The organism is Actinomadura sp. NAK00032, assembly GCF_013364275.1.
GTDB lineage: Bacteria > Actinomycetota > Actinomycetes > Streptosporangiales > Streptosporangiaceae > Spirillospora.
This window is the reverse complement of record NZ_CP054932.1, coordinates 6,771,611-6,783,043: the sequence shown is the minus strand read 5'-3', so window position 1 is coordinate 6,783,043 and position 11,433 is coordinate 6,771,611. Positions and strand designations below refer to the sequence as shown.

At 73.6% G+C, this 11,433-nt stretch carries 13 protein-coding genes; 8 read left to right on the top strand and 5 right to left on the bottom strand.

Annotated features, from left to right (window positions below):
• The first annotated feature begins 58 nt into the window (after nt 1-58).
• The 5 genes from HUT06_RS30965 (at nt 59) to HUT06_RS30945 (ending at nt 5,112) form a co-directional block, all read left to right on the top strand.
• Complete coding sequence (locus tag HUT06_RS30965) at nt 59-1,222, top strand: lactate 2-monooxygenase (RefSeq protein WP_217711531.1); 1,164 nt, start codon at nt 59-61, stop codon at nt 1,220-1,222.
• A gap of 65 nt (nt 1,223-1,287) precedes the next feature.
• Nucleotides 1,288-2,568 (top strand): alpha-amylase family glycosyl hydrolase, encoded by a 1,281-nt coding sequence (locus HUT06_RS30960; RefSeq protein WP_176198936.1) that lies wholly within the window; start codon nt 1,288-1,290, stop codon nt 2,566-2,568.
• Between the two features lie 91 nt (nt 2,569-2,659).
• On the top strand, nt 2,660-3,322 hold the full coding sequence (locus HUT06_RS30955; protein WP_176198935.1) for an ABC transporter ATP-binding protein: 663 nt from the start codon (nt 2,660-2,662) through the stop codon (nt 3,320-3,322).
• 57 nt (nt 3,323-3,379) lie between these two features.
• A complete protein-coding gene (locus HUT06_RS30950; RefSeq protein WP_176198934.1) occupies nt 3,380-4,510 on the top strand; it encodes a sensor histidine kinase in 1,131 nt (376 codons plus the stop codon).
• A complete protein-coding gene (locus HUT06_RS30945; protein WP_176198933.1) occupies nt 4,507-5,112 on the top strand; it encodes a DNA-binding response regulator in 606 nt (201 codons plus the stop codon). Before HUT06_RS30950 ends, HUT06_RS30945 begins: the two co-directional genes overlap by 4 nt.
• Before the next feature lie 10 nt (nt 5,113-5,122).
• Here HUT06_RS30945 and HUT06_RS30940 read toward each other — a convergent pair whose 3' ends face one another.
• The 5 genes from HUT06_RS30940 to HUT06_RS30920 all read right to left on the bottom strand — a co-directional run bounded on the left by HUT06_RS30940 (nt 5,123) and on the right by HUT06_RS30920 (nt 8,483).
• Nucleotides 5,123-5,812: a class I SAM-dependent methyltransferase gene (locus tag HUT06_RS30940; protein WP_176198932.1), complete on the bottom strand. Its 690-nt coding sequence runs from the start codon at nt 5,810-5,812 to the stop codon at nt 5,123-5,125.
• Between the two features lie 39 nt (nt 5,813-5,851).
• Entirely contained in the window at nt 5,852-6,601 is a 750-nt protein-coding gene (locus HUT06_RS30935; RefSeq protein ID WP_176198931.1) for an SDR family NAD(P)-dependent oxidoreductase, read from the bottom strand.
• A gap of 80 nt (nt 6,602-6,681) precedes the next feature.
• On the bottom strand, nt 6,682-7,263 hold the full coding sequence (locus tag HUT06_RS30930) for a TetR/AcrR family transcriptional regulator (RefSeq protein WP_176198930.1): 582 nt from the start codon (nt 7,261-7,263) through the stop codon (nt 6,682-6,684).
• Nucleotides 7,264-7,302: 39 nt separating this feature from the next.
• The gene (locus HUT06_RS30925) at nt 7,303-7,872 is read right to left on the bottom strand and encodes a hypothetical protein (protein ID WP_176198929.1); all 570 of its coding nucleotides are present in this window, start codon (nt 7,870-7,872) and stop codon (nt 7,303-7,305) included.
• Between the two features lie 95 nt (nt 7,873-7,967).
• Nucleotides 7,968-8,483 (bottom strand): hypothetical protein, encoded by a 516-nt coding sequence (locus HUT06_RS30920; RefSeq protein ID WP_176198928.1) that lies wholly within the window; start codon nt 8,481-8,483, stop codon nt 7,968-7,970.
• Nucleotides 8,484-8,668: 185 nt separating this feature from the next.
• On the opposite strand from HUT06_RS30920, the gene HUT06_RS30915 reads away from it, so the two are divergent.
• From HUT06_RS30915 to HUT06_RS30905, 3 genes are read left to right on the top strand one after another with little or no spacing between them, the layout of a single operon-like run.
• Nucleotides 8,669-9,916, top strand: a complete 1,248-nt coding sequence (locus HUT06_RS30915) for a sensor histidine kinase (protein ID WP_176198927.1) — start codon at nt 8,669-8,671, stop codon at nt 9,914-9,916.
• Nucleotides 9,904-10,551: a response regulator transcription factor gene (locus HUT06_RS30910; protein WP_176198926.1), complete on the top strand. Its 648-nt coding sequence runs from the start codon at nt 9,904-9,906 to the stop codon at nt 10,549-10,551. The genes HUT06_RS30915 and HUT06_RS30910 overlap by 13 nt, the downstream gene beginning before the upstream one ends.
• The gene (locus HUT06_RS30905) at nt 10,548-11,357 is read left to right on the top strand and encodes a DUF4097 family beta strand repeat-containing protein (RefSeq protein ID WP_176198925.1); all 810 of its coding nucleotides are present in this window, start codon (nt 10,548-10,550) and stop codon (nt 11,355-11,357) included. The genes HUT06_RS30910 and HUT06_RS30905 overlap by 4 nt, the downstream gene beginning before the upstream one ends.
• Nucleotides 11,358-11,433 lie beyond the last annotated feature (76 nt).

Below are 11,433 nucleotides of genomic sequence, written 5' to 3'. Positions count from 1 at the left end.
TTGCCGAACCTGGCATCTTGAGGACCGACGGTACCGATATCCCCAGGTGGAGGTTCCTTTGAGCGGGCTGGCCGACTTCCAGAACTCGATCTATCTGCAGGGGCTCGGTGACGTCGTCCCGACGCTGCCGACCGATCTGACGAAGCTGGAGGGCCTCGCGGAGCGCGCGCTGTCGGCGCAGGCGTTCGGCTACGTGGCGGGGTCGGCGGGCAGCGAGGCGACGGCGCGCGCCAACCGGGCGGCCTTCGACCGGTGGCGGATCGTGCCGCGCATGCTGCGGGACGTCGCCGACCGGGACCTGTCGGTGGAGGTGCTGGGGACCGCGATGCCCTCGCCGGTGCTGCTCGCGCCCATCGGCGTCCAATCGATCTTCCATCCGGAGGGTGAGCTGGCAGTGGCGCGGGCGGCGGCGGCCGAGGGGGTGCCGATGGTGCTGAGCACGGCGTCCTCGTACTCCATCGAGGACGTGGCCGAGGCCAACGGTGATGGACCCCGCTGGTACCAGCTGTACTGGCCCAAGGACAGGGAGCTTGCGGTCAGCTTCCTAGAGCGGGCCAAGGCCGCCGGCTACACGGCCCTTGTCGTCACCCTCGACACGTTCACGCTGGCGTGGCGCCCGCGCGATCTGAACCAGGCGTACCTGCCGTTCCTGCGCGGGATCGGTGTCGCGAACTATTTCAGTGACCCTGTCTTCCAGAAGGCCGTGGGCGGGCCCATCACGAAGGAGAACCGCGACATGGCGATCCTGCACTGGGTCGCCAACTTCGGGAACCCCAGCCTGACGTGGGACGACCTCATCTTCCTGCGCGACCATTGGGACGGGCCCATCGCGCTGAAGGGCATCCAGCATCCCGACGACGCGCGCCAGGCCGTGGACGCCGGCATGGACGCCGTCATCGTCTCCAACCATGGCGGACGCCAGGTGGACGGGGCCATCGCCTCACTGGACGCACTCCCGGGCGTGGTCGAGGCCGTCCACGACCAGGCGACCGTGCTGTTCGACAGCGGGATCCGGACCGGAGCGGACATCGCCAAGGCGCTGGCACTCGGCGCCAAGGCCGTCCTGGTCGCGCGTCCGTACGCCTATGGGCTGGGCCTCGCCGGTCAGGCGGGAGTTCAGCACGTACTGCGCTGCCTCCAGGCCGAACTGGAGCTGACCATGGCGCTCTCTGGAATCAAGACTCTGGACGGGCTGACTCCGGACATTCTTGTGCGCGCGTGACCCGCACGGAACGCGCGCAGGCCCGCATGGGCGGGTGGGACGCTCTCTCCGGGTAAGGGACGGGCATGCGCTGGTCCGATCACGCCATCTGGTGGCATGCCTACCCGCTCGGATTCGTCGGTGCCGAGCGGGACGCCCTCCCCGCCGGAACGCCCCCGACGCCCAGGCTCGCGAGGTTCGGCGGCTGGCTCGACCACCTCGTCGGGCTCGGCTGCAACGGGCTCGCGCTCGGTCCCGTGTTCGCGTCCGAGACCCATGGCTACGACACCGTCGACCACTACCGGGTCGACCCCAGGCTCGGCGGCGAGGACGACCTGCGGCGGCTCATCGACGACGCCTCCCAGAAGGGCGTCAGGATCCTGTTCGACGGTGTCTTCAACCATGTCGGGCGCGGCTTCGAACCCTTCGCCGACGTCTCGGCGAAGGGTGACGCGTCCCGGTACCGGAAGTGGTTCCACCCGGATCTGCGCACGTTCGAGGGCCACGACCGGCTGGTCACGCTGAACCACGCCGAACCCGAGGTCGCCGACTACGTCACCGACGTCATGACCCACTGGCTCGAGCGCGGCATAGACGGCTGGCGTCTCGACGCCGCCTACGCCGTTCCGCCGGAGTTCTGGCGGACGGTCACAGACCGCGTCCGCGCGCGCTTCCCCGACGCCTGGTTCGTCGGCGAGGTCATCCACGGCGACTACATCCGCCTGGTGCAAGACACCGGATTCGACTCCGTCACCCAGTACGAACTCTGGAAGGCCATCTGGAGCTCGCTCAACGACGGCAACTTCTTCGAGCTGGCCCATGCGCTCGACCGGCACAACACGATGCTCGGTAGGTTCGCCCCGCAGACCTTCCTCGGCAACCACGACGTGACCCGCATCGCCAGCCGCCTGAACCGGGAAGAGCACCGGGAACACGCGCTCGTCATCCTGCTGACGGTCGGTGGTGTTCCGTCCATCTACGCGGGTGATGAGTTCGGTTACGAAGGCGTGAAAGAGGAACGGCCAGGCGGGGACGACGCCATACGGCCGGCCTTCCCGGAACGTCCCGACGAGACGCCCGGCTACGGCGCCTCCTACCACCGCCTACACCAGCATCTGATCGGACTAAGACGACGTCACCCGTGGCTGGTCCGAGCCGAAACCACGGTCGCCACCTTGACCAACACGGTTCTCTCCTACACAGTGGGGCACGGCGCAGAGCGGCTCGCGGTCGTCCTCAACCTGGACGGCGAGCCCGCCAAGGTTGAACTGCCCGCCGCAGACTGGACGTGCGTGGCCGGTGAAGCGAGCTTCACCGCCGATGGCGTCACCGTCCCGCCGACCGGATGGGCGATCGCCGAACCCTGACATTTGTCATGGGTCACCCCTGCGAACCTCATGACCGTCTCCTGACGTCCGTGACTGCACGCCCGCGCCACCGGCGGCCAGCATGGATGCCATGAAGGCACCTGTGATCGAGGTACGCGACCTGGACTTGAACGAGGCCGTGCGAAACGTCTCGTTCACCGTGGCCGAAGGCGAGGTCTACGCGCTGCTGGGCCGCTACGGCTCCGGCAAGACCACCCTCTTGGAGATGCTCGCCGGCCTGCGCCGTCCCACGAGCGGAACCGTCCGCCTCTACGGCGCCGACCCCTACACCGACCGCGACTCCGCGCGCGCTGGGGCGGTGTGGCGTGACGGCGGCCTGTTCCCAGGGCTGACCGTCGCCGAGGTCATCGACACCTGGCGGCGCTGGACCCTCGACCCGCTCACCCGCGACGAGGCCCTGCGCCTGGCCCGCCTCACCCACCTCGCCGACGTCCCCTTCGAGCGGCTGACCCCCGGCCGGCGGCGCATGCTCGACATCGCGCTGGCCCTGGTGGGACGGTCCGACGTGCTGTTCCTCGACGAGCCGACCGCCGGGCTCGACGCCGCCGCGGCCCGCGAGGTGTGGTCCGTCCTGCTCATGCTCGCCGCGGACGGGGTCAGCGCGGTGATCACGACCCGCGACCCGGACGAGGCGTGCCGCGCCGACCGGGTCGGGATCCTGGACGACGGCTGCCTCGTCACCGGCCGCGACGCCGCCCGGCTCCAGTGCCCCCCGGCCGGCCGCGCCGCCTGACCGGCCGCCGCCCCGCGCTCCCGGACGACCCCCGTGCCGGCCGCATACGCTGGGCGCGTGCAGCCCGCCCTCCCGCGTCCCACCGTCATCGCCGCGATCATCGTGGGGATGACGGTGATGACGCTGGCCGGGTTCCTGGCGCCCGCGCTCTGGTACGAGATCACCGAGCGCCGGGAGGCGGGCCGCCTGCTGCTCGCCCTCACCGGCACCGGCGCCGCGTACGTCCTGTACGCCCGGCTCCTGTGGCAGAACCTGATGCGCCGCACCGCGCCCGCCCACCGGGTCGGGCTGGCCGCGATCGCGCTGATCAGCTGGGCGATGCCGCTGCTGCTCGGCATCGACCGGGGGTGGGGCAACGCGCTGCTCGTCCCGGCCGGGCTGATCGCGATCGTGCTGCCCGTCCGGGAGGCGATCGGCGCGGCCGTGGCGGCGACCGTGCTCACCCCCGTCTACGGCGTGCTGCTCGGGCTGCCCGCCCTGGCCGTCCTGTACGAGGTCGCCGCGGTCCCGCTCGGCGCCTTCTCCGGGTACGTCACGGTCTGGCTGTTCCACGTCGTCCAGGAGCTGCGGGAGGCGCGCGCCGAGCTGGCGCGGTCCGCGGTGGGGGAGGAGCGGCTCCGCTTCGCCCGCGACCTGCACGACGTCCTCGGGCACAGCCTCCAGGCGGTCGCGCTGCGCGCCGAGGTCGCCGAACGGTTCGTGGAACGCGACGACGGGCGCGTCCGCAAGGAGCTGACCGAGATCCAGACCATGGCCCGGGACGCCGTCCGCGACGTCCGGGAGGTCGTCCGCGGCTACCGGGCCACGTCCCTGCGCACCGAGCTGGACGGCATGTCCGCCGTGCTGCGCGCCGCCGGGATCCGCTGCGAACGCCCCGACGTGTCCCCGGCGCTGCCGCCGCACGTCCATGAGCCGCTCGGCTGGGTCGCCCGCGAGGCCACCACCAACCTCCTGCGGCACTCCAGCGCCACCTGGTGCGAGATCACCGTCCGGGCGGGCCGCGACCGCGTCGAGGTGGAGATCGTCAACGACGGCGCCGGGCGCCGCGCCGGCGACGCCGGCAGCGGCCTGGCCGGGCTCGCCGAGCGGATCACCGCCGCCGGCGGCGAGTTCGCCGCCGGCCCCGCCGGGGACGGGACGTTCCGGGTGGCGGCCGCCGTCCCCGCCGCGCCGGAGGAGGCGCCATGATCCGCGTGCTGCTCGCCGACGACCACCTGCTGATCAGGGAGGCGCTCGTCCTGCTGCTGGAGACCGAGGACGGCATCGAGGTCGCCGCCGACGTCGGCCGCGGCGACGAGGCCGTCGACCGGGCCCTCGCCCTGAAGCCCGACGTCGCCGTCCTCGACATCGACATGCCGGGACTGGACGGGCTCGCCGCCGCCGAGCGGCTCTCCCGCGACCTGCCGTCCTGCCGGCTGGTGATCGTGACCGCGCACGGCCGGCCGGGCAACCTGCGCCGCGCCATGGCCGCCGGGGTCCGCGGCTTCCTCGGCAAGGACGCGCCCGGCCGGCGGCTCGCCGAGGTCATCCGGCAGGTCGCCGCCGGCGCCCGCTACATCGACCCGCAGCTCGCCGCCGACGCCCTCGCCGCCGAGGAGTGCCCGCTCACCCCGCGCGAGCTGGACGCCCTCCGCGCCGCCGCCGGCGGCGCCCCCGTCGCGCGCATCGCCCGCGACCTCGGCCTGTCGGAGGGGACCGTCCGCAACTACCTGTCCGCCGCCGTCACCAAGCTCGGTGCGGGCAACCGCCACGCCGCCGCCCGCGCCGCCCAGGACCGCGGCTGGCTATGAGCGCAGAGGGTCAGCGGCGCGCGACCACCAGGGAGCCGCGCTTCGTCACCGGCAGGGGCGTGTCCAGGTGGGCGGCGGCCTCGGCGGCCTGGGGGCGGGGCACGCGGCGGGCGATCAGGTAGTCGCGGATCGCGGCGCGGTCGGGGAGCGTGATCAGCGGGGCGTCCCAGCGCTCCACCTCGACCTCGCCGAAGACCTCGCAGACCCGGTCGGGGGCGTCCTCGGCGTCGAACGGGGTGGGTTCGGGGCGCCAGACGGGCGACAGTTCGGGGCTGTCGTTCCGGCAGATCGCGGAGACGAGCAGCATCCCGCCGGGGGCGAGGACGCGGCGTGCCTCGCGCAGGGCGGGCCCTGGGTCGTCCAGGTGGTAGAGCATGTTCACGGCCACGGCGGCGTCGAACGTCCCGTCCCGGAACGGCAGCCGCAGCGCGTCGCCGCGCACGCACGGCCGGGGGTGGGCGCGCAGCAGGGCGGCGGACGCGTCCAGGCCCACGAGCCGGAGCGGCGCCGGACGGGGGAGGGCGGCGCTGAGGGCGCCCTCCCCGCAGCCGATGTCCAGGACGAGGGACGCGCCGGTGTTGACCAGCTTCATGGCGACGTGGTCGTGCAGGCTCCGCGCCCCGATCAGGTACTTCCTGGTGACCCTGCCGGCGAGACGGAAGCGCTCCGGGTCGGAGTCGTAGTCGGGTGTGAGGGCCATGCCTTGAGTGTGCCCTGTGAGCCGTCCCGAAAAGCGTTGTCAGGCGGTGACACCGCCGTCGATGACGAGGTCGTGGCCGACCACGTGGGTTGAGGCGTCCGACGCCAGCCACAGGACGGTCGAAGCCACTTCGGACGTGTCCGCCACACGCCCCGCTGGGACGGACGCACTCATCCGGGCCGCGCGCTCGGTTTCGCTCTCACCCGGTAGCAGTGACATGGGGGTGTCGCTTGCCCCGGGACTGACGGCGTTGATGCGGACGCCATCGCCGATGTGGTCGAGCGCTGCGGTGCGGGTCAGGATGCTGACCGCGGCCTTGGACGCCGCGTACGCCGCCATGCCGGGGAGCCGGCGATGCGCCCCGATGTTGGACGCGACGTTCACGATCGTCCCGCCGCCGTGGGCGCGCATGTGGGCGATCTCGTGCTTCATCGACAGGAAGACGCCGGTCAGGTTGACCGCCATGACGTCGTCCCAGGCGGCGGGGTCGATGTCGGCGACGGGTCCGGCCGCGCCGAGGATCCCGGCGTTGTTGACCGCGACGTGCAGGCCGCCGTGCCGGGCGACCACCGTCTCGACCATCCGGGCGGCGGACGCGGGGTCGGCCACGTCGGCGACCACGTGGTCGGCCGTGCCGGGCCCGATCTCCTTGACGGCGTCGGCGAGCGCGGTCACGTCGCGTCCGGCGAGGACGACCGTGGCGCCCTCGGCGGCGAAGGCGCGCGCGGTGGCGCGGCCGATGCCGCGCGAGCCGCCGGTGATGAGGACGGTCGTGCCGTGGAAGGTCATGACGGCTCCTACTTTCTAGATCGATCGGTCTTGAATAAACCCATGCAGAACCCACGGCCAGAGCCGGGGCGGGGCGGCGGTCAGTCGAACAGGGACAGCGCCTCGCGCGTCGCGTCCCGGAGGCGGCCGTCGTCGGCGGGCGCGCGGCCGAGGACCCGCATGCCCTGGAACAGGACGAGCAGGAGGCGGGCCAGCGAGCGCGGGTCCTTCTCCGGCGGCAGCTCCCCCTGGGCCCGCGCGCGCATGAGCGCCGACGTCAGGGACGCCTCCAGGAACGACCAGCTCGCCTCGACCAGCCGTGCCGCGTCCGGGTCCCGGGCGGCCAGCTCGACCGCCGTGTTCACCACCAGGCACCCGCGCCGCGGCCGGTCGCGGGCCGCGTCCGCCGCGTAGCGCTCGATCAGCGCCCGCACCGCCGGCAGCACGGGGCCCGGCTGGGCGAGCGCCTCGGCGATCTTGGGGTCGGTCTCCTGGAGGTAGCGTTCCAGCGCCTTCAGGAACAGCTCGTGCTTACCGCCGAACGTGCCGTAGATGCTGGCGCGGGCGATCCCGAGGTGCTCCACGAGGTCGGCCATGGACGTCGCCTCGTAGCCGCGCTCCCAGAACAGGTCGAGGGCGCGCCGCAGGGCGGCGTCCGGGTCGAACTCCTTCGTCCGTGCCATGGCAGGACGATAACCCGTTCAAGACCGAACGGTCAAATATCAGCCCTGCGGGCGGGACGCGACGGCCGGGCGGTCCAGGTCCATGGCGTCCAGCACCGCGCCGTCCGCGGCGAGGGCCTCCACGACCGGGCCCCGGCGGGCGCCCCACACGACGACGACGTGCCCGTGCTCGGGGACGTCCAGGATCCGGCTGCCGACCCGGACCCGCGCCACCTCCGCCGACGCCCGCAGCCGCGCCTCGTGCACCCACTTGGCGCCCCACGGCAGCAGCCGGTTGGAGTTGCGGACGCTGCGCCCCGACCCGTACTTCAGCAGGTGGCGGCCCATCATCTCGCCGGACGAGCGGCGCGCCAGGGGCTCGGCGGGCGCGAACCCGCCGGCACCGCCCAGCTCCCGCCACTCGCCGTCGCGCTTGTGGAACGTCCAACCCTCGACGAACGCCGACGTGTCGCCCCACTGGTGGAGGAAGGTGACGACGGCGACGTCGCCGTCCATGTCGAGTCCGAGCGGAAGGAAGTCCCGTCCCTCCTCGAAGGCGGCGGGAGCGGGGACGGGCAGGCCGTCCCGGAGGAGCCGCATGCACTCCTCGTGCACCTCGTGGTCGTTCATGTTCGGGGACCTCTGATCATGCAGGCAGGGCGAGGGGCCCTCCCGCGAGAGGGCCCCGACATGGCACTCACTCTAGAGGTCCGGCTCGTCTGGTTTCACCCGTCTGGCGCACTCCCGTTCAGGCTTTGCCGATCACTGTTCACCGATTCGTCGATCATGGCTCCACGCTGCGTGTACGACCGTGCGGCGAGGGCCGCGCACAGGGCCGCCAGTGGAAGTTCCAGCCCGGCCGCGAGCGCGATCGCCGACGCGCGCGCGGCACCGGGCGTGGCGGTCGTCACGTCGAACCACGCGTCCGCCGCCAGCAGGGCCGCGGCCACGGCGGCGCCGAGCCCGTACCGGGGATCGCGGCGGACGAACAGCACGCCCGTGCCCAGGAGGGCGGCGGCCTCCATCGCGTCCAGCCCGACCCAGGCCGCCGACCAGTTCGACACCGTCGTGGTGGACGGCATCGTCGTCGCGAGCACCCACATCCAGGGGACCAGTGCGGCCGCGCCCCCGATGAAGCCCCATCCCACCCATCGCCCCTCCAGGGCACGCCCTACATCGCGAACTGGCCGGCGCCGGAAGGAGACCTTGGACGAGACAGGGCGGGAGACGGCGGTGACCATGCGGCACTCCTAGAGGACGGTGATCCGGTGCGGCATCCGCGCTCCGGGACGCCCCGGTCACAGCCTTGCCGCGGTGCCCGGCGCGGTCAGTGGCACCGCCATCCGACTTGGGGTGGCACTAGGTTCACCCCCGTCCTCCGGTCTGGTTCATGGTGGCGGACGAACCAGGCCAATACGGTTGCCGCATGGCATCCATCTCCGCGGTCGCCCGTGCCCGCGTGCACGCGCCGTGGACGGCGGCGGCGTGGCGCGACACCGTGTTCGTCGCCTCCGGGGTGCCGCTGCAGGCCGCCGGATGGCTGGTCCCGGGCTCGGTCTGGGCCGTCTGGGCGCCCGTGGACGTCGTACCGGTCCTCGTCCTGACCGCCGCGACGATCGCCTTCCCGCTGCTCGCGCTGCGCCTGTTGACGGCGTGGCAGCGGGAGCGCTGCTGGGCCGTGCTCGGCCTGGACATTCCACCCATGCCGAACCTGGCCGACGGGCGCCCGTGGGATCCGCTCCGCGATCTGCGCTCGCCCGAGGTGTGGCGGAAGCTGCAGTACCACCTGGTCGCGGCGCCGCCGCTCGCGCTCGGCGGACTCGCCGTGATCATGATGTGGGCGATGGGCGCCGTCCTCGCCGCCGTGCCCCTCTACGCGTGGGCGCTGCCCGACGCCGGCCTGTTCGGCGACCCGGTCAAAACGGGTGCGCTCGGCGTCCTGCTCCTCGCGGCGGCGCCCTGGGCGGCGGCGGGCGTGCGGCGGCTGGACGCCCGCGCCGCCGCCGGGCTGCTCGGCCCCGACCGCGCGGAGGAGCTGCGGCGCCGCGTCGAGGACCTGGCCGAGAAGCGCGCCAGCGTGGTCGACGCCGCCGACCTCGAACGCCGCCGCATCGAACGGGACCTGCACGACGGCGCCCAGCAGCGCCTCGTGTCCCTCGCGCTGAACCTCGGCCTGGCCCGCGAGACCCTGACCGGCGTCCCGGACGACGCCATGCGGGTGATCGTCGAGGCGCACGAGGAGGCCAAGGAGGCCCTCGCCGAGCTGCGCACGCTGATCCGCGGCCTGCACCCGCCCGTGCTGGAGGACCGCGGCCTGGACGCCGCGCTGTCCGGCGTCGCCGCCCGCGTGCCGCTGCCCGTCCGGCTGCGGGTCGAGGTGGAGCCGCGCGCCTCCTCCACCGTCGAGGCCGTCGCGTACTTCGTCGTGTCCGAGGCCCTCACCAACGTCGTCCGGCACGCCCGCGCGGCCGAAGTCGACGTCGAGGTCGTCCGCCGGGGCGACGTGCTGCGGGTGACGGTCCGCGACGACGGCGCGGGCGGCGCCGACCCGTCCGCCGGGACGGGCCTGACCGGGCTCGCGCGCCGCGTCCGGTCGGTGGACGGCGCGTTCCGCATCACCAGCCCCGGCGGGGGCCCGACGACCGTCACCGTGGAGCTGCCGTGCGCGTTGTGATCGCCGAGGACTCCGTCCTGCTCAGGGCCGGGCTGATCAAGCTGCTGGAGACCGCCGGGTTCGAGGTCGCGGCGGCCGTCGGCGAGGCCGAGGGGCTGCTCGCCGCCGTCCGCGCGCACCGCCCCGACGCGGCGATCGTGGACGTCCGGATGCCGCCCGGCTTCACCGACGAGGGCGTCCGCGCGGCTCTGGTCATGCGGCGGGAGGCGCCGGAGGTCGCCGTGCTGCTGCTGTCGCAGTACGTCGAGGAGCGCTACGCCGCCGACCTGCTGTCGAGCGGCGCCGGCGGCATCGGCTACCTGCTCAAGGACCGGGTCGCGGACGTGTCGGTCTTCCTGGACGCGCTGCGCCGGGTCGCCGCCGGCGGCACCGCGCTGGACCCCGAGGTCGTCTCGCAGCTGCTGCTGCGCAGGCACACCGACCCGCTCGGCCGGCTCACCCCGCGCGAGCGGGAGGTCCTGGCCGTCATGGCGGAGGGCCGCTCCAACGCGGGCATCGCCGCGGCGCTGGTGGTCAGCGAGAGCGCGGTCGCCAAGCACATCAACAGCATCTTCGCCAAGCTCGACCTGCCGCACGCCGAGGGCGACCACCGGCGCGTCCTCGCCGTGCTGCGCTTCCTGGACGGCGACACATGACCGCCGGGACGGGCGAGGCGCTCGGCGCGGGGCGGCCCCGCCGGCGCGGCGTGTGGATCGCGCTGGCGGTCGCGACCGCGCTGGTCGTGGTGACGCCCGCCCTGCTCTCGCTGGTCGGGCGGGCCGTCCGGCAGACCGCGGTGTCGGTCACCCCCTACCACCACGCGATCAGGGAGCTGCGCCTCGACCTGGACGGCGCCGCCGTCTCCGTCGGCCCCGGCCCGGACGGCGAGGCCCGCGTCTACAAGACGCTCCGCTGGGGCCTGGAGAGGCCCGGCGTCACCGAAACGCTCGTGGAGGACGTGCTGTTCGTGACGTTCCGCTGCGGTGGCTCGGACGTGCTCGGCGGCTGCGGCGCCGACATCGACGTCCGGGTCCCGGCGGGGACGCGCGTGTCGGCGGTGTCCGGATCCGGGGAGATCGACGTGCGGGGCCTGACCGGTGACCTCGACCTGCGCACCGGGTCCGGCGAGATCGGCGTCGCCGGGGTGCGCGGCCGGCTGCGGCTGGAGGCCCGGTCCGGTGCGATCACCGGGACCGGGCTGGCCGCGGCCAAGACGCTGGCGCGGGTGTCGTCCGGCGCCCTCGACCTGCGCTACGCCGAGCCGCCGGACGCCGTGGAGGCGTCCGCCGGGTCGGGCACGGCGAAGATCATCGTGCCGCCGGGGTCGCGCTACCGCGTCCGGGCCGGGACGGGTTCGGGCAGTACCCACCTCAACCCCGCCGTCGTCGACGAGGGCGCCGCGCGGTCGATCTCCGTCCACAGCGGCTCCGGCACCGCCTATCTCGACTACCGCGACGAGTAGCGCGAACGTCCCGGCGGGCGCCCGCCACGCAGCGCGACGGATATCACACCCGCCGGATTTGCGGTCACTGGTGTGA

Coding starts and splice junctions, on each gene's coding strand:
- HUT06_RS30955 (WP_176198935.1), top strand. CDS start 2,660: ATGAAGGCACCTGTGATCGAGGTACGCGACCTGGACTTGAACGAGGCC.
- HUT06_RS30905 (WP_176198925.1), top strand. CDS start 10,548: ATGACCGCCGGGACGGGCGAGGCGCTCGGCGCGGGGCGGCCCCGCCGG.
- HUT06_RS30960 (WP_176198936.1), top strand. CDS start 1,288: ATGCGCTGGTCCGATCACGCCATCTGGTGGCATGCCTACCCGCTCGGA.
- HUT06_RS30945 (WP_176198933.1), top strand. CDS start 4,507: ATGATCCGCGTGCTGCTCGCCGACGACCACCTGCTGATCAGGGAGGCG.
- HUT06_RS30925 (WP_176198929.1), bottom strand. CDS start 7,872: ATGAACGACCACGAGGTGCACGAGGAGTGCATGCGGCTCCTCCGGGAC.
- HUT06_RS30920 (WP_176198928.1), bottom strand. CDS start 8,483: ATGGTCACCGCCGTCTCCCGCCCTGTCTCGTCCAAGGTCTCCTTCCGG.
- HUT06_RS30915 (WP_176198927.1), top strand. CDS start 8,669: ATGGCATCCATCTCCGCGGTCGCCCGTGCCCGCGTGCACGCGCCGTGG.
- HUT06_RS30935 (WP_176198931.1), bottom strand. CDS start 6,601: ATGACCTTCCACGGCACGACCGTCCTCATCACCGGCGGCTCGCGCGGC.
- HUT06_RS30940 (WP_176198932.1), bottom strand. CDS start 5,812: ATGGCCCTCACACCCGACTACGACTCCGACCCGGAGCGCTTCCGTCTC.
- HUT06_RS30930 (WP_176198930.1), bottom strand. CDS start 7,263: ATGGCACGGACGAAGGAGTTCGACCCGGACGCCGCCCTGCGGCGCGCC.